At 54.3% G+C, this 16,787-nt stretch carries 19 protein-coding genes; 10 read left to right on the plus strand and 9 right to left on the minus strand.

The features are described from left to right. From dacA to lipA, 5 genes are all read left to right on the plus strand, one after another. Positions 1–1,209 carry a D-alanyl-D-alanine carboxypeptidase DacA gene (gene dacA / locus EYY67_RS01370; RefSeq protein WP_095921149.1) on the plus strand — a complete coding sequence of 403 codons (1,209 nt, stop codon included), beginning with the start codon at positions 1–3 and terminating at the stop codon, positions 1,207–1,209. A gap of 125 nt (positions 1,210–1,334) precedes the next feature. Continuing rightward, positions 1,335–1,598, plus strand: coding sequence for a DUF493 family protein YbeD (gene ybeD, locus EYY67_RS01375; protein ID WP_095921148.1), 264 nt, complete (start codon positions 1,335–1,337; stop codon positions 1,596–1,598). A gap of 57 nt (positions 1,599–1,655) precedes the next feature. After that, complete coding sequence (lipB, locus tag EYY67_RS01380; RefSeq protein WP_095921147.1) at positions 1,656–2,354, plus strand: lipoyl(octanoyl) transferase LipB; 699 nt, start codon at positions 1,656–1,658, stop codon at positions 2,352–2,354. A gap of 62 nt (positions 2,355–2,416) precedes the next feature. Beyond that, positions 2,417–3,355, plus strand: a complete 939-nt coding sequence (locus EYY67_RS01385; protein WP_131692649.1) for a YbeF family transcriptional regulator — start codon at positions 2,417–2,419, stop codon at positions 3,353–3,355. Between the two features lie 306 nt (positions 3,356–3,661). Then, positions 3,662–4,627, plus strand: coding sequence for a lipoyl synthase (gene lipA, locus EYY67_RS01390; protein ID WP_095921145.1), 966 nt, complete (start codon positions 3,662–3,664; stop codon positions 4,625–4,627). A gap of 91 nt (positions 4,628–4,718) precedes the next feature. Here lipA and tatE read toward each other — a convergent pair whose 3' ends face one another. Next, the gene (tatE, locus tag EYY67_RS01395) at positions 4,719–4,922 is read right to left on the minus strand and encodes a twin-arginine translocase subunit TatE (protein WP_095921144.1); all 204 of its coding nucleotides are present in this window, start codon (positions 4,920–4,922) and stop codon (positions 4,719–4,721) included. A 258-nt stretch (positions 4,923–5,180) separates the two neighbouring features. On the opposite strand from tatE, the gene EYY67_RS01400 reads away from it, so the two are divergent. Then, complete coding sequence (locus EYY67_RS01400) at positions 5,181–6,245, plus strand: diguanylate cyclase (protein ID WP_131692650.1); 1,065 nt, start codon at positions 5,181–5,183, stop codon at positions 6,243–6,245. Between the two features lie 34 nt (positions 6,246–6,279). On the opposite strand, the gene EYY67_RS01405 is transcribed toward EYY67_RS01400, so the two are convergent. From EYY67_RS01405 to EYY67_RS01425, 5 genes are all read right to left on the minus strand, one after another. Continuing rightward, a complete protein-coding gene (locus tag EYY67_RS01405; RefSeq protein WP_095921142.1) occupies positions 6,280–7,068 on the minus strand; it encodes an amino acid ABC transporter ATP-binding protein in 789 nt (262 codons plus the stop codon). Continuing rightward, positions 7,065–8,048 (minus strand): amino acid ABC transporter permease, encoded by a 984-nt coding sequence (locus EYY67_RS01410; RefSeq protein WP_131692651.1) that lies wholly within the window; start codon positions 8,046–8,048, stop codon positions 7,065–7,067. The genes EYY67_RS01405 and EYY67_RS01410 overlap by 4 nt, the downstream gene beginning before the upstream one ends. Next, positions 8,045–8,953: an ABC transporter substrate-binding protein gene (locus EYY67_RS01415; protein WP_095921140.1), complete on the minus strand. Its 909-nt coding sequence runs from the start codon at positions 8,951–8,953 to the stop codon at positions 8,045–8,047. The genes EYY67_RS01410 and EYY67_RS01415 overlap by 4 nt, the downstream gene beginning before the upstream one ends. A 180-nt stretch (positions 8,954–9,133) precedes the next feature. Further along, a complete protein-coding gene (locus EYY67_RS01420; RefSeq protein ID WP_095925080.1) occupies positions 9,134–9,928 on the minus strand; it encodes a deaminated glutathione amidase in 795 nt (264 codons plus the stop codon). A gap of 44 nt (positions 9,929–9,972) precedes the next feature. Continuing rightward, entirely contained in the window at positions 9,973–10,929 is a 957-nt protein-coding gene (locus EYY67_RS01425; protein WP_095925298.1) for a substrate-binding domain-containing protein, read from the minus strand. Positions 10,930–11,139: 210 nt separating this feature from the next. Here EYY67_RS01425 and EYY67_RS01430 point away from each other — a divergent pair, with 210 nt between their 5' ends. Next, positions 11,140–12,486, plus strand: a complete 1,347-nt coding sequence (locus EYY67_RS01430; protein ID WP_131692652.1) for an aminotransferase class I/II-fold pyridoxal phosphate-dependent enzyme — start codon at positions 11,140–11,142, stop codon at positions 12,484–12,486. 4 nt (positions 12,487–12,490) lie between these two features. Here the strand turns inward: EYY67_RS01430 and EYY67_RS01435 are convergent, their stop codons facing one another. Continuing rightward, positions 12,491–12,913: a GNAT family N-acetyltransferase gene (locus tag EYY67_RS01435; protein WP_131692686.1), complete on the minus strand. Its 423-nt coding sequence runs from the start codon at positions 12,911–12,913 to the stop codon at positions 12,491–12,493. Between the two features lie 114 nt (positions 12,914–13,027). Between EYY67_RS01435 and crcB the strand changes: the two genes are divergently transcribed. From crcB to EYY67_RS01450, 3 genes are all read left to right on the plus strand, one after another. Then, positions 13,028–13,411, plus strand: a complete 384-nt coding sequence (gene crcB / locus EYY67_RS01440) for a fluoride efflux transporter CrcB (protein WP_119826661.1) — start codon at positions 13,028–13,030, stop codon at positions 13,409–13,411. Positions 13,412–13,721: 310 nt separating this feature from the next. Further along, positions 13,722–14,378, plus strand: coding sequence for a TetR family transcriptional regulator (locus tag EYY67_RS01445; protein WP_131692653.1), 657 nt, complete (start codon positions 13,722–13,724; stop codon positions 14,376–14,378). A 9-nt stretch (positions 14,379–14,387) separates the two neighbouring features. Next, on the plus strand, positions 14,388–15,575 hold the full coding sequence (locus EYY67_RS01450) for a multidrug effflux MFS transporter (protein WP_131692654.1): 1,188 nt from the start codon (positions 14,388–14,390) through the stop codon (positions 15,573–15,575). A 62-nt stretch (positions 15,576–15,637) separates the two neighbouring features. Here the strand turns inward: EYY67_RS01450 and cspE are convergent, their stop codons facing one another. Beyond that, complete coding sequence (cspE, locus tag EYY67_RS01455; protein ID WP_009636912.1) at positions 15,638–15,847, minus strand: transcription antiterminator/RNA stability regulator CspE; 210 nt, start codon at positions 15,845–15,847, stop codon at positions 15,638–15,640. A 176-nt stretch (positions 15,848–16,023) separates the two neighbouring features. Further along, entirely contained in the window at positions 16,024–16,767 is a 744-nt protein-coding gene (locus EYY67_RS01460) for a DUF2076 domain-containing protein (protein WP_095925074.1), read from the minus strand. Positions 16,768–16,787 lie beyond the last annotated feature (20 nt).

Below are 16,787 nucleotides of genomic sequence, written 5' to 3' on the forward strand. Positions count from 1 at the left end.
ATGAAACTTGTAAATACTTCACGTTTAGTCAAAAGCCTCGCATTTGGCACCGTCATCACTTTTAGTGCAGCGTCCGCCTATGCCGACGATGTTAATTTAAAAACAATGATCCCGGGCGTTCCGCAGATTGATGCTGAAGCCTATATCCTGATCGACTACAACTCCGGCAAAGTTCTGGCAGAAATGAATGCCGATGCACGCCGTGATCCGGCCAGCCTGACCAAAATGATGACCAGTTATGTCATTGGTCAGTCCATCAAAGCCGGAAAAATTTCGCCGACAGACATCGTCACCGTCGGTCAGGATGCCTGGGCAACCGGTAATCCGGTGTTCAAAGGCTCTTCCCTGATGTTCCTCAAACCTGGCGATCGCGTCCCGGTTTCTGAGCTGAACCGCGGCATTATCCTGCAATCCGGTAACGACGCCTGCGTGGCAATGGCTGACCATGTCGCCGGCAGTCAGGATGCCTTCGTTGCCATCATGAACAATTACGTGAATGCCCTTGGCCTGAAAAATACCCATTTCGGCACCGTTCACGGCCTTGATGCAGAAGGTCAGTACAGCTCAGCCCGCGATATGGCGCTGATCGGTCAGGCATTGATCCGTGATGTACCGGACGAATACGCCACCTACAAAGAAAAAGAATTCACCTTCAACAATATCCGCCAGATGAACCGTAACGGTTTGCTGTGGGATAACAGCCTGAGCGTTGACGGCATCAAAACCGGTCATACGGAATCAGCGGGCTATAACCTGGTGGCTTCCGCGACAGAAGGCCAGATGCGTCTGATCTCTGCGGTGATGGGCGGTCATACCTACAAAGGCCGCGAAGTTGAAAGTAAAAAACTGCTGACCTGGGGCTTCCGTTTCTTCGAAACCGTTTCTCCGCTGAAAGCCGGTAAAGAATTTGCCTCTGAACCTGTGTGGTTCGGCGATACCGACCGCGTTGCACTGGGTGTTGAGAAAGATGCTTACCTGACGATCCCACGCGGTCGCATGAAAGATCTGAAAGCCAGTTATGTGCTGAACACGCCGGAACTGCATGCGCCGCTGCAGAAAAATCAGGTGGTCGGTTCAATCAACTTCCAGCTTGATGGCAAAACCATTGATGAGCGTCCGCTGGTGGTCATGAACGAAGTGAAAGAAGGCGGTTTCTTCGGTCGCATCGTGGATTACATCAAGCTGATGTTCCACCACTGGTTTGGCTAAGTTGCCTGCTTGAAAAAGTTTGCAACAATCCCCATATAATCGGTATAGATTATGGCTCCCGCTTCGGCGGGAGTTATACTTTCAGAGACTACACTAAATACGCTGTACAACACGCTGGAGTGCACATGAAAACCAAACTGAACGAACTGCTCGAATTCCCTTGCACCTTTACCTACAAAGTAATGGGCCTGGCACAACCCGAGCTGGTGGACCAGGTTGTGGAAGTCGTGCAACGCCATGCGCCTGGCGATTACAATCCTCAGGTAAAACCGAGCAGTAAAGGGAATTACCACTCCGTTTCAATTACGATCACTGCCACCCACATCGATCAGGTCGAAACCCTGTACGATGAGCTGGGCAATATCGAAATTGTCCGCATGGTGCTGTAAGCCCTTTCTGACCGACCCGCGCGAGAGCAAGCCTGTCGCGCGTTTCTCCCTCCCCTGATGACGATAACTGCCGTGCAATCACAAAATCCGCAAGAACGTATCGTACTGCGCCAGCTTGGCCTGCAACCTTATGAGCCGGTTTCTCTGGCGATGCACCATTTCACTGAACACCGCAACGCCGACTCGCTGGATGAAATCTGGCTGGTTCAGCATCCGCGCGTCTTCACGCAGGGTCAGGCGGGTAAAGCCGAACACGTACTGATGCCCGGTGACATTCCGGTGATCCAGAGCGACCGTGGCGGTCAGGTGACTTATCATGGTCCCGGCCAGCAGGTGATGTATGTAATGGTCGACCTGAAGCGGAAGAAATTGGGTGTCCGTCAGTTAGTGACCGCTATCGAACAAACGGTTGTCGATACGCTGGCCCATTTTTCCATTGATGCCTATCCGCGCGCCGATGCGCCGGGCGTCTATGTTGACGGTAAAAAGATTTGCTCGCTCGGGCTGCGCATCCGCAAAGGCTGCTCGCTGCACGGTCTGGCGCTGAATATTGATATGGATCTGGAGCCTTTCCACCGTATCAATCCCTGTGGTTATGCCGGCCTTGAAATGACACAAGCCAGCCGCGAAAAACCGGGACTGACCGTGGATCAGGTGATGCCCGTACTGGTGAAATCGTTCAACCATCGTCTGGATTACCAGCAGGTTGATTATCTCCCCTGGCAGCTTGAACATTACGCCCCTTCCGCGCCATGACGTTGATTCTGACGCGCTGACGCGTAAGCCGGGAAAGCCCTTCACACTGACAGGAATGTTTTATGGATGATAACGATATTAATGCCAGTCTGAACAAGCTTCGCAATCTCGACCTGAATCTGCTGACTGTTTTCGAGGCGGTCTATCTGCACAAAGGCATTGTGCATGCTGCGAAAGCACTGAATCTGACGCCATCGTCGGTCAGTCAGTCTATTCAGAAATTACGCAATACCTTTCCTGACCCGTTGTTTATCCGCAACGGTCAGGGCATCAGCCCGACGGCGTATGCCAACAATCTGCATACGCATATCAGTCAGGGACTGAATGCCATTCTCACCGGTCTGGATTTCTCTCAGGACAATGATAAATCCCGCGTTCTGACCATCAGCTGTTACCCTTTCGCCGCACTGATTACTTTTCCGGTGATCCTGAAAGTCCTGGAAAAAATCAATATCAACTACTCGCTGAAACATCTGCCGCTGACGGATCCCGAAGAGACGCTGGTGCAGCACCGTGCGGATTTGGTGATCGACACGGGGCCGCTGTTCAACAGCACGCTTAAAGGCATCCGGCTGATGTCGGACAGCACGGTTTTTGTGTGCAGAAAAAACCATCCGACGCTGAGTAAAACCCTGAGTGTGGAACAGGCGCTGACCACGCCACAAACCATGCTGATAACCGATGCCAGCGAACTCAGACGCATGCAGTTTGAGATCAGCGAAGCCCTGCCGGAGCGCCCTGTCGCCTTCACCAGTTATAACGGGATCAATATTCTTTCCATGGTGTCCGGCACCGATTTGCTGGGGATCCTCCCCCGGAAAATGGTCGAACTCTTCAAAGACACTTTCCCCGTTGAGATCCTCGAATGCGAAGTGCCGTCGCAGTCATACGACATCATGATGTATTACAACAAAATGGTCAGCGGCGATAAGACGCTCAGCATGATTATCGACGCCATCAGTCAGGCATTCGCGGCACTGGAAAACCCTCCGGCGGAATAATGCTCGCTGCGAAAAAATATTTACACACCATTAACACCCTCTGTCGGGTGACCCTGAACTGATATAAAAACTAATATTTTCAATAAACTAACGTCAGTTACTGGTCGTTTTTTCGAGAATTATTCTTATTTAACGTTAAAAAATTGCAGCATTTAGCACATCCGGCCATGACGAAGGGCTGAACGTAGGGATGCTTCAATGATATAATTTCCGCATTATTTCTACTTTTTTTGATGAATCAGCCAGTTCATTGAATGTCCTGAAAAAACTCGGGTATCGAGTGACAAACCTGGAAGCTGCAAGATTATGAGTAAACCGATTCAGATGGAACGCGGCGTTAAATACCGCGATGCAGATAAGATGGCGTTAATTCCGGTGAAAACCGTGGTCAGTGACCGGCAGGAAATGTTACGTAAGCCGGCATGGATGAAAATCAAATTGCCTGCCGACTCAACGAAAATTCAGGGCATTAAATCCGCATTGCGCAAGAATGGCCTGCATTCCGTTTGTGAAGAAGCCGCCTGCCCTAACCTTTCCGAATGCTTTAACCACGGCACCGCGACCTTCATGATCCTGGGCGCTATTTGTACCCGTCGCTGCCCGTTCTGCGACGTGGCACATGGCCGCCCGACCGCACCCGACACCAACGAGCCGGAAAAACTGGCACAGACCATCTCGGATATGGGACTGCGTTATGTGGTGATCACCTCGGTTGACCGCGATGATCTGCGCGACGGCGGTGCTCAGCACTTTGCTGATTGTATTACGGCAATCCGCGCGAAAAACCCGACCATCAAAATCGAAACGCTGGTGCCGGATTTCCGTGGCCGTATGGATCGTGCGCTGGACATCCTGAATGCCAGCCCGCCGGATGTGTTCAACCACAATCTGGAGAACGTGCCGCGTGTTTACCGTCAGGTTCGTCCGGGCGCTAACTACGAGTGGTCGCTGACCTTGCTGCAACGCTTCAAAGAAGCGCATCCGGAAATCCCGACCAAATCGGGTCTGATGGTGGGTCTGGGTGAAACCAACGAAGAAATCATTGAAGTGATGCGCGACCTGCGTCGTCATGGCGTGACGATGCTGACCCTCGGCCAGTACTTACAGCCAAGCCGCCATCACCTGCCGGTGCAGCGTTATGTCAGCCCGGAAGAGTTTGACCAGATGAAAGAAGCGGCGATGGAAATGGGCTTTACCCATGCTGCCTGCGGTCCGTTCGTGCGTTCTTCTTACCACGCCGACCTGCAAGCCAAAGGTCTGGAAGTGAAGTAATATCTCGTTACGACTTCGTCGCAAAACAAAAAAGGTTGTTCGCAAGAACAACCTTTTTTATGCCCGGAAAACGTGAGCGAATAAGCAAGACTCAGTCTTTGTGCTCTACGCGCTCAGCAGGTTTTTCTTCTGCTGTGGTTTTTTCAGCCGGCGCCGGGTCATCATTCATGGCTTTCTTGAAGCCACGCAGTGCCGCACCCAGGTCGCCGCCCAGAGAACGCAGTTTGCTGGTACCGAACAACAGAACGATCAGCACGCCGACCACCAACAATTTAGTAATACTTAGACCTTCCATACATACCTTCTTTACACTGAGTGCTGGAAAACAGCAGTGACAATTTGCCGTTATTAACGGCCATTCGCGACGTTAATACAACCCGAAAATGTAACAGAACGGATCCAGAACTGTGCGCATTGTGACCAGAGTGAGCTATTATGAGCGTGAACAGCACGCTCATAAAGGACTTCTGTCTTTATTTACCGCAAAACCGCGTCAAATTTGATTTCGACCAGATTTACTAGCCCGGGTTAACACACCCTGTAATGAGAACCGATGCCGAAAAAGCTTCATACGACTCTGGTTAACGATACTCATCATTCCGGACTGCGTTTCGCGAAACGGACTTATCTTCCCCGCATCGTCGGAATGGGCACAGGATGCTTCTGTGTCGGTTCGGTGATGATTGAACAGACGACGCCGGGCTGGCTGTGGTTGCTGCTGTTCCTCAACGGATTCATCTGGCCGCACATCGCGTACTGGAAAGCCAGACGCTCATCCGCGCCTTTCAAAAGTGAGATCCACAACCTGCAGGGGGATGCCATTTTCGGCGGTCTGTGGATTGCCGTCATGGGCTTCAACGCCCTGCCCTCGGCGACCATTTTCGCCATGATGGGCATGAACAATATCTCTGCCGGAGGCAAAACTTTGTTCTTCCGCTGCGTCATCGCGCAGGTCACGGTCGCGCTGTCGGTCTTATTCCTCGCTGACCTTCCCTTCCGCCCGGAAACCACTCCGTTCCAGCTGTATCTTTGTCTGCCGATGATCATGATTTACCCGATTTTCCTCGGCAACGTCACCTACCGGACATCGCGCCGTCTGGCGGAACATAAGCAGGCGATCATGCAAATCAGCGTCCGTGATGGTCTGACCGGTTTGTATAACCGCCGTCACTGGGAATCTCTGCTGCAAAATGAGCTGGAAAGCTTCCGCCGTTACCGGCACAAAACGACGCTGATCCTGATCGACATCGATCACTTCAAGGCGATTAACGATAACTACGGCCACAGCGTCGGCGATCAGGCGATTATTTTGCTGGCGCAGGAGCTACAGCAAACCATGCGTACGGCGGATATTATCGGGCGTTTCGGCGGGGATGAATTTGCCGCGATCCTGCCGCACAGTACCCAATTGCAGGCAAAGCGGGCGATGGAGCGTCTGCAAAGCCGTCTGGCAAACAGCCTGTTCCCGCAGCATCCGCAATTGCAGATCCACATCAGTGCAGGTATTGCTGAATGCGATGACGCGCAGGAAACGCCGACACACTGGCTGAATGCCGCCGACCATGCCTTATATGAGGCGAAAAAAAACGGGCGAAACCGGGTCGAACTGGCGGGATAACGCCCCGCCCTCCCGGTTTCAGCCCGCCGTCAGATCAGATAAAACGGCTCAGAAATGCCTGGGTTCTCGGATGCTGCGGATTGACTAACACCTCATCCGCCGCGCCCTGTTCGACCACCACACCGCGATCCATAAACACCACGCGGTCTGCCGCCTCTTTGGCAAAACCAATCTCATGCGTCACAACAATCATCGTCAGCCCCTGCTGCGCCAGATCCCGCATGGTGCCCAGCACTTCGCCCACCAGTTCAGGATCGAGCGCCGACGTCGGCTCATCGAACAACATCAGTTTAGGCTTCACCGCCAGCGCGCGGGCGATAGCCACACGCTGTTGCTGGCCGCCGGAAAGATGGCGCGGATAGGCATCGGCTTTATCGCTCAGTCCCACTTTTTGCAGCAGTTCACGGGCATACTTTTCCGCTTCCTGACGGCTTTCCTTGTGGACGCCCACCGGGGCTTCAATGATGTTCTGCAACACGGTCATGTGCGGATAAAGGTTGAATTGCTGGAACACCATACCGATATCGCGGCGCTGACGCGCAATCGCCCGTTCAGACAATTTATGCAGCCGTTCGCCACGCAACTCATAACCGATCTGCTCACCGCCGACCATGATCGAGCCGCGATCGATATCTTCCAGATGGTTAATGCAGCGCAGGAATGTCGATTTACCGGAGCCGGACGGCCCGAGGATCACCACCACTTCGCTGGGTTTTACCTCCAGATCGATACCTTTTAAAACCTCGTTATCGCCATAACTTTTGTGCACGTTACGGGCCACCACCAGAGAAGTCTGGGCGGAGTCAGCGGATATTTGACTCATAAGTCCTCCTTTCGGGCCAGGCCGGGTGAATTAATGATCGGCACCGCTTTATCTTCAGTCGTGTTCTGACGCCGTTTGACATTAGGTAACGTCCGGCGCGTGCCACGGGAATAATAACGCTCAATGGCGGACTGACCGAGGTTGAGCAAAGAGGTGATAAACAGATACCAGATCACCGCCACCATCAGCATCGGCACCACTTCAAAGGTGCGGTTATAGACGGTTTGTACGGAATACAGCAAATCCCCCATGGCGATCACACTGACCAGCGACGTGGCTTTAATCATGCTGATCAGCTGGTTGCCGGTCGGCGGAATGATCGAGCGCATGGCCTGCGGAATGATGATCCGGCGTAACGCGCGACCCCGGCTCATGCCAAAGGCTTGTGCGGTTTCCGCCTGACCGTTATCCACCGACAGCAAACCGGCACGAATGATTTCCGCCATATAGGCCGCTTCATTGAGTGCCAGACCGGCAATCGCGGCCGTCAGCGGCGTGATCAGATCATTGGTATTCCAGCTCATGTATTCCGGGCCGAACGGGATCCCCAATACCACACGCGGGAACAGCGTCGACATGTTGTACCAGAACAGTAACTGCACCAGCAGCGGCGTACCGCGGAAGAACCAGATATACAGCCCCGCCAGTCTGCGCAGCAACATGCTGTCAGACAACCGGGCGATAGCCAGCATCAGCCCGATGAACACGCCGAGCAACATCGACACCACGGTCAGGCCGAGCGTGACGCCCAGACCTTTGATCACCGACCCTTCCGTAAACCACTGCGCGACAACGTGCCATTCAAAATTCTCGTTGTGCGACACCGCCCAGATCACATCGGCGGCAATCAGCAGCACCACTATCCAGGCAATCCAGCGGCCGTAGTGACGCGGTGCGTGGGAAAACTCAACGTTACGTCGTGGATCCTGCGTATAGTCGTCCTTGACTGCCGGCGTTGAACTATACGTTTTATCAGTCATTTAGCCTGCGCCTTTGCCAGGTTGATGCCCGGAGCAGAAATCATATTGCCTTCCAGCCCCCATTTTTTCATGATGATGGCGTACGTGCCGTTATCGAACAGTTTCTGATAACCGGCAAGAATGGCATCACGTACCGGTGAATCTTTCGCCACCACCGTGCCCTGGAAAATATCGCCAAAACCGTTGGATTTGCCGGTGCCGGTCAGTTCAAGCTGGCCGTTGGCTTTTTCCACAAAGTACGTCAGCGGGGCCTGAGAAGAGAAGAACGCATCGGAACGGTTAGAACGCACGGCCAGAATCGACGTCGGCTGATCAGAGAAAGATTGCACGGTGACCGCCGGTTTGCCGTCTTTGACACACACCTCAGACTGCTTGCGGATCACCTGCTCAGCCGAGCCGCCCGCCATCACGGCAATGCGTTTACCGCAGGTGTCATCGAGTGAATTGATTTTTTCCGGGTTACCTTTACGCACACCGAACACCACGTACTCTTTGACGAAATCGATGAAATCATTTTTCGCCTGACGGTCAGGGTAGTCGCCAATCGGGCCGATGCCCATCTGATAGCGTCCCGCAGCCATGCCGCTGAGAATGCCTGACAAGCCGCTCACAGAAGCATGCTCAATTTTGACACCCATGACTTCCGCCAGCGCGTGCGCCAGATCGGCACTCGCCCCGTCCAGACCGTTGGCACCGGTCACGATTTCATACGGAGGGAATGAGCCATTGTTCACAGAGGTCATCACACCTGATTTCTGAATATCCGCAGGTAATTTAGCGTGGATCGCCGGATCCATCGTCTGAGTCGGGATCGTCACATTTTCAGCAGCAAAGGCGTTTATGGAAGATACGGAAAGTAATGCAGCGGTCAGTACAGCAGCCTGACGAAGTTGTTTTGCCATCATTCTCTTATTTCCTCTGTGTAAAAAGTCGGTCTGTGAGTTTATGAATGTTGTGGTTTTATAGTGAGTACCTTCCGTGGCGAATTTCCGGGTAGTTCTTTTTCATCGTTCACGCGTTCCCTGGTGAGGGCGCGGTACTGCCTGAGCGTTAAGGCAGCCGTTGAGGACCGGCTGCACACAGGCTCAGTCGTGACGCAGTTGCGGCAAACCAAAACGGCGGTTCGCCAGCACCGGCAACACTTTTCTGGCATGCGCCAGACGATCTTTCTCCAGCTCAGCAAACACCAGCGCCGGGGCTTCTGCTGCGCGGGCAATGGCCACACCCAGCGGATCGACCACCATGCTGTTGCCGATATTGCGCTCGCCACATTCGCCCACGGCCACCATATACGCGGTGTTTTCCAGTGCGCGTGCCGTGACCAGCACTTCCCAATGCATTTCTTTCAGCGGGCCTTTCACCCACGCGGCGGGCAGTACCAGAACGTCGGCCCCGTCGAGCACCAGCCGGCGCGCCAGTTCCGGGAAACGGACGTCATAGCAAGTCATCAGGCCGACGTTAAAGCCCGCAACATTCACCAGCGGCGGAACGTCGTCCCCTGCGGTGACGTTTTTTGATTCCTGCGAGGAAAACGCATCGTAAAGATGCAGCTTCTGATATTCAGAAATAATCTCGCCATTACGGATTGAAATCAGGACGTTATAGGCACGACCTTGCGGAGCGGGCGTATGCACGCTCATCATGGTGGTCATCTGATTACCGCGACTGGCCGCCAGCAACTGGCTGACGAACGGGCCATCTAGCGGTTGCGCCGCTTTCAGTACCAGATCCGGATCGGTGATATCGCGTGCCAGAATACCTTCCGGCAGCACCAGTAAATCCACGCCCGCTTCCAGAGATTTCGCCATCAGTGAAAGACAGGTTTCCACGTTCGCTTCCCATTCGCGGGAAACGGCAAACTGACCTAATGCAACTTTCATTTTTACTCCCCTGTCGCTGAGTATGAAACGCGATTGGTTAAGTGTTACTGAGCAAAGTTCGGGAACAACTCCTGCGGCGTCAGGCGGTTAGCCGTCAGCCCCTGCGCATGCAATTCCTGCGCAAAATCGTCGATCATCTTTTCATTGGCGGCGAAACCGTTTGCGTTCCAGTCCGCCGGTAAATCCACCACCGTGCGGCGCAGATCGTCCAGCAACCATGGCGTGGTGTCGGCGTATTTTGCGCGCTTATCCATCCACATCTGATAAGAGCGATCGATGATGTCGCTCAGCGCCTGCGGCAGCCACGGATGTTCTTCCGCCAGCGCCGGTTTGATCGCCAGCAGGTGAATGCCGGGGATGTAACCGACGCGGTTAAAATAGGCCAGTTCAGCAGCGCGGAAATCCGGCTGGAACTGACGGAAACCAGAATCCGGCTTAAAGAAACCGTCAGGCATAAACGGCGTAAATACCGCGTCCAGCCAGCCTTCCTGCAATAATTCCATCATCGGACGCTCTTCCGGCACCGCTTCGATACGCCCTTCACGGCCAAAACCGGCCAGACGATCGACAATCGGATGCGATGCGGTCAGGCGGCCGACATACCAGTTAGCGTCTTCGATGCCCACACCTTCCAGCGCCAGCAGCGTGCGGGTCCAGGTATTGCCTGAATCCTGCCAGCCGGTCAGGCCGATACGTTTACCGGCCAGCTGAGAAAGTTCGGTCAGCGGGCTGTCTTCGCGGGTGATGATGCAACGCTGACGGAAGCCGCGCATCAGGAAATGCGGTATCGCCAGCAGATCAGATTCGCCCCGCGCACGCCCTTGTGCATAACGGCTGAAAGAGACTTCACCCGCATCGTATTTGTCGCTGGTGCCAAGGTTATCGACCAGCGTGCCCACACGGTCTATCTCAAGATTAAACCCTTCCGGTTTAAGATCGCCTAACGCCAGCGGCGTAAAATAATCCCAGTCACGAACTGCCAGCCTGATGGTAATCGTCACATCTTTCCCCTTAAGTGTCAGCATGGTTGATATGCAGAAAAACAACGGTGCGTTTACAAATTTTCCTGAAAACACACCCATTTCTTTCACGAAGGCCCTCATCTTTACGGCAATGTGATTATTTTATCGCCTCCGTTGGCTAAGTTTGATACTAATGGCATAAATTAATATGTACAATAGAATCTTTGTTACTGAACAAAAGGCGAAAAAATGGCAGAAAACCTCCTCGAAAAAACGCTGGATGCGCAATGGTTAGCCACCCGGTTACAGGATCGTTCCATGCGGGGAATTGCGATTGAAACAGCGGCGATGATCCGATCCGGCGTGATCGAGATTGGTACCCATCTGCCTGCGGTGCGTGAACTGGCGCAGGCGCTCGGGGTCAGTCCGGCCACGGTTTCTGCCGCCTGGGGGCAGTTGCGACGTCAGAAAGTGATCGCCGGACGCGGACGCAACGGCGTCTGGGTATGTGGCGATATGCTGTCGCCGCGCCCGGCCCGCTTTGAAAAAATCGGTAATTTTGGCGAGCATATTATTGCCGATCTGGCGCTGTCATCGCCCGATCCGGCGCTGCTGCCCGACCTGCGCGACGCCATGCAGCACGGTGTCGGCGCGGATAACCTGAACAGCTATCAGCGTGAGGCCATCGCCCCATCGTTGCTGGCAGCGGCAAAACAGGACTGGCCTTACGATGCCCCGGCGTTTATGAGTGCGGACGGCGGATTTGACGGCATGAACCTGACGCTGCAAACCCTGCTGATGCAGGGTTCGGTGGTGGCGATTGAAGACCCGACCGCCACCCGTCTGCTGGATATGCTGGATAACCTGGGGGCGCAGGTGATCCCGGTGAAGTGCGACGAATTTGGCCCCACGCCGGAATCCCTCAGTCAGGCGCTGCTGAAAAATCCGTCCGCCTTTATTTTTCAGCCGCGCACGCACTCGCATTGCGGCCATGCCCTCAGCGCAGAACGTTATGCTGCGCTGGCCGATATTCTCAGCCAAAGTCATACCCTGATTATTGAAGATGACGGCATCGGCCAGTTGTCGCGTTACGCCCCGCTCAGTATGGGCAGCCGGTTGCCGGACCGCACGGTGCATGTCCGTTCCTATTCGAAAGCTTACGGGCCGGATTTACGTCTGGCAGTGATTTCGGGTTCAACGGATTTAATCAAACAAATCAAATCATTCCGTAACTTCGGGGCGGGCTGGTCGAGCCGTATTTTGCAGGAGGCACTGGCGTGGCTGATCAACGATCCAAAGACGCAGGAAGGCATTGCGCACGCCAAAAGCGTGTATGCTCAGCGCCGTAAAGCCATGTCCGATGCCCTGCGTATCCGTGGCGTCACTATCCCGGAACGCGACGGGCTGGCGATGTGGATCCCGGTGCCTTCAGAGCAGTTCGCACTGGTGACCATGGCCGCACGCGGTATTGCGGTGCTGCCCGGCGAGCGGAGCCGCATCGGGCCGGGGCAGTTTATCCGTATCAGTACCAGTCAGGTAAAACCGGAGCAGGTTGACCTGATCGCCGACGCCATTGTGCTGGCGCTGGATGCCTGATCACTCAGCATTTTTTGAGCAGATATTTGGGGGATTCTTCGTACTGCGCCCGCGCATAAAAATGGTGGGCGCGGACGCGGCGGGTATGGCTGTGAACTTCCATGCGGTCGCAGCCACGTTCTGCCGCCAGACGTTCGGCTTCATCCAGCAATGCCTGGCCGATACCGCCGCCACGCGACAGGTCGCTGACACACAAATAGCTGATGCGACAAAATTCTCCGGCCAGCGCGATCTGCGGAATAAAATGCAGCGAGATGAACCCGACGGCTTTCCCGTCCGCTTCGGCGACCAGCAGACGGCTGTCCGGGTTTGCCGCCATTTTCACCACCCGTTCCGCGATCGCTTCCGGCGTATTGGGATAATCCAGATCGCCCAGTAATTGCGCCAGAACCGGCGCATCGGACGCCATACCTTCTCTGATCAATATGCCTTTATCCTCGTAAAATGTTGTTTCAGTCTCACGGCTACACAAGCCTGAATGCGCGGGGTAAACTTAGCGCCCGGCCCTTGGCGAATTCATCTGTTTTTTTAAGGCATTCCTATGTTTAGCACCTTACTTGCAGTCTTTATTGGTGGCGGTATTGGCAGCGTTGTGCGCTGGTATGTCAGTCTGAAAATGAACGGCATCAGCCCGGTGCTGCCAGCCGGTACGCTGACCGTCAATCTGGTCGGTGCCTTTATCATCGGTCTGGGTATCGCCATTTTCACCCGCCTGACCCATATCGACCCGGTGTGGAAACTGCTGATCACCACCGGTTTCTGCGGCGGCCTGACCACCTTTTCCACCTTCTCTCTGGAAGTGGTGTACATGCTTCAGGATGGCCGCTTCGGTGCCGCCCTGCTGAACATGGCGCTGAATCTCGCCGGTTCGCTGGTCATGACCTTACTGGCCTTTGCGCTGGTCAGCTGGTACACCGCGCACTGATCTTAATGTTTCCTTCATGTTCCTTACCGATAATAGCCTCAATTCATGTCAGTTTATAAATTGAGGTTCCTATGTTTTCTGCTCCAAAAACGTCTTCTGAATTCCTGACTGTCGCCCTGTGCCTCTTCACTGTCATGGCCTTTTTGCAGGCTTATCTGTCATAGCGGCCCCGCAAAATGACGCGGGTCAGGCTGAAATGAAACGTCACTTTTTATTCCATTCATAATACAAATATTTACCTGTCTCTCCATATTGCCTATAATTGAGAATGATCGTTCACAATCATTATTGGCAACCGACCAGGTATCTCATGCTTCCCCCACAACAATGCACCAAAGACGCGCGCATCAGCGCACGACGCGACCAGATCATTGCCGCCGCCCGCCTGTGTTTTCGCAAACACGGCTTTCACGGGGCGGGGATGGCTGAAATCGCTAAAACGTCACTGCTGAGTGTGGGGCAAATTTACCGGTACTTCGCCAATAAAGACGCGATCATTGAGGAAATTGTCCGGCGCATCGTGATGAAGAAAATCCGCCTGATGACCGGCAATGCGCATAATTTGCAGCAGGTCGCCCATAATCTGGCGCACCGGCGGATCGGCAATTTGAGCGCACCTTATAAAGAAGAACAGTGCACCGAACAAAAAGAGCAGGCAGAAATTGACCACGCGCTGATGCTGGAAGTGGCCGCAGAAGCCACCCGCAATCCCGCCGTGGAAAAAATCTGGCGCGACTCTGAAAAACAATTGTTCAACGAAGCAAAATCTCTCCTCAGTGCCACTTTCCCGCAGTTTTCTGATGCCGAAATGACGGCGAAAGTGGAGTCTTTAGCGGTGATTTGTGAAGGCACCGCATTTCGTCGCATGACAACTGTTCACGCCGACGCGGAGCTTCTGGAAGCCTTATACCATCGCTACTTTCAGGATCTCTTCGAAACGGATTTAACCACCAGCAAAGCGGAATAAACATTTACCATGAGCGCTCATCTGCAAGAAAAACGCCTCGGTTATGCCCTGGTCCTCGGCTCACTCGCCGCTCTCGGACCTTTATGCACAGATTTATATTTACCGGCGCTGCCGGAAATGGCGGGCGACCTGAATACGTCGACGGCCAGCGCGCAGCTCAGCCTGACCGCCGGTTTACTCGGCCTCGGTTTCGGCCAGTTGCTGTTCGGCCCGCTGAGCGATCGCTACGGCCGTATGCGCCCTTTATTGTGGTCACTGGCCTTATTGCTGGCCGCCTCTGTCTGGTGCGCGGTAGCGCAGGACATCAATCAGCTGATAGTCGCCCGTCTGTTACAGGGCATTGCCGGTGCGGGCGGCGCGGTACTGTCGCGCGCCGTGGCCAGGGATCTGTATAACGGGCATGAACTGACCCGCTTTTTTGCCCTGCTGATGCTGGTGAACGGGCTGGCGCCGATTGTCGCGCCGGTACTGGGTGGCGCGATGCTGAACTGGATGAACTGGCGGGGCATATTCGGCGTACTGGCCTTAATCGCCATTTTGCTGTTCAGCTTCTCCTCGCTGAAACTGCACGAAACCTTAGCGCCGGAACGCCGGGCGCAGGGCGGGATCCTCAGCATGTTAGGCTCGGTATTTGGCCTGCTGAAACACCGTCCCTTTATGGGGCTGTGCCTGACGCAGGGCTTTATCATGGCGGGGATGTTTGCCTATATCGGTGCATCGCCGTTCGTTCTGCAACAGATTTACCATCTCAGCCCGCAGATGTTCAGCCTGTGCTTCGCCATTAACGGTATCGGACTGGTGATTTCCGCGCAGGTCTCAACCCGCCTGAGCCACCATTTCGGCGAAATGGCACTGGTCAAAGCCGGTTTATGCATCGCGGCCATAGCCTCGGTGGCGCTGGTGATTTCCGCCAGTCTGAATGCCCCGCTGGTCATGCTGCTGATCCCGCTGTTCTTCTCGGTGATGGTGATCGGCATTATCGGCCCGAATGCCGGGTCGCTGGCGATGCAAAGTCAGGGGAAAAATGCAGGCAGCGCCTCGGCTCTGCTGGGCGTGTGTATGTTTGCTCTGGGCGCGGTTGCGGTGCCGGTGACCGGCTTTGGCAACCATCCGGCGTTGTCGATGGGGCTGACGATCCTCGGTTGCTACGCCATTGCCATCCTGATGTTTGTCACGCTGGTGCGTAAAGCAGAATAACGCTGGCGGATAACAGGCAAAAAAAAACCCGCTTCGGCGGGTTTTTTAGAATTCGGCTAAAGTCAGATAGCGATAACGTTAGCAGCCGACGGGCCTTTGGCACCATTGGTGATTTCGAACTCTACGCGCTGGCCTTCAGCAAGGGTTTTGAAACCGTTGCTGGAAATAGCAGAGAAATGAACGAAAACATCTTTGCTGCCATCTTCAGGGGTAATGAAACCAAAACCTTTTGATTCATTGAACCACTTAACGCTACCTTTAATCTTAGACATCAAACTTACCTTTACGTGAATGTTGGACACAAAATGTGTGTCAAATACAGTACAGCAACAGATTTAACTTTTGTCCAGAATTCTGATAGCAATAAGCGATAAACCTCTCACTCCTGGCATTTTGTTGCCGTTTTCTGCTGCCAGATTGCCCTTCTGAATCGTATAACATCAGTCAGTTAGAAAAACGAATCGTCGTCGTTGTTGAAATCATCCGTATCAAAGTCGTCATTTCCGAAACCCAAATCCGCGTTGTCATTACGCAGTGACGCGTCTTCCCACGACGGCTGATTGCTGTCGAACCCCTGACTGTTATCGAGGAAGCTGCTGTCGGCAGGATTGAGATCCTGCACCGGCGGTTCTTCGATAATGTTGACGATTTCCTGCGGCTGGCTGTGGTGGAACATGCCGGTCAGCATATCCGCCAGCACCACACCGCCCGCCACGCCTGCGGCGGTACGCAATGCGCTGCCCAGAAAACCCGGCTGCTGAGGTGCAGCCTGTGCCGGTGCCTGCTGTTGCGGCTGTTGGGCATATTGCGGCTGTTGTGGCTGAGCCCCCCATCCCTGCGTGCCGGGGATCGGCTGACTGCCCTGCGACGCCGGACGTTGCGGCGCAGGCTGTGACGCACCGCCGCCAAACAACCCGGCCAGGAATCCGCTGCTTTGCGGTTTGGCGGTCTGCGCCTGCTGTTGCAGTTGTTCGACCTGCTGTTGCAGTTCCTGCACCTGGGCGTTCAGTTTGGTCAGCGCGGCTTCCTGAATAATCATCGCCTGCGCCATGTAATACGGGGCAGACGGCTGCTGACGAATATGGGCCTGAATCACACGTTCAGCTTCCGCATCACGCGGTGCCGTATTGGACTCAGCCTGTTGCAAGCGACTAAAAAGCCCGTCAATTAAACGCTGTTCTTCAGATTGCATAAATTCACCTTGTTGATGTG

This window comes from Rahnella victoriana (assembly GCF_004330295.1).
GTDB lineage: Bacteria > Pseudomonadota > Gammaproteobacteria > Enterobacterales > Enterobacteriaceae > Rahnella > Rahnella victoriana.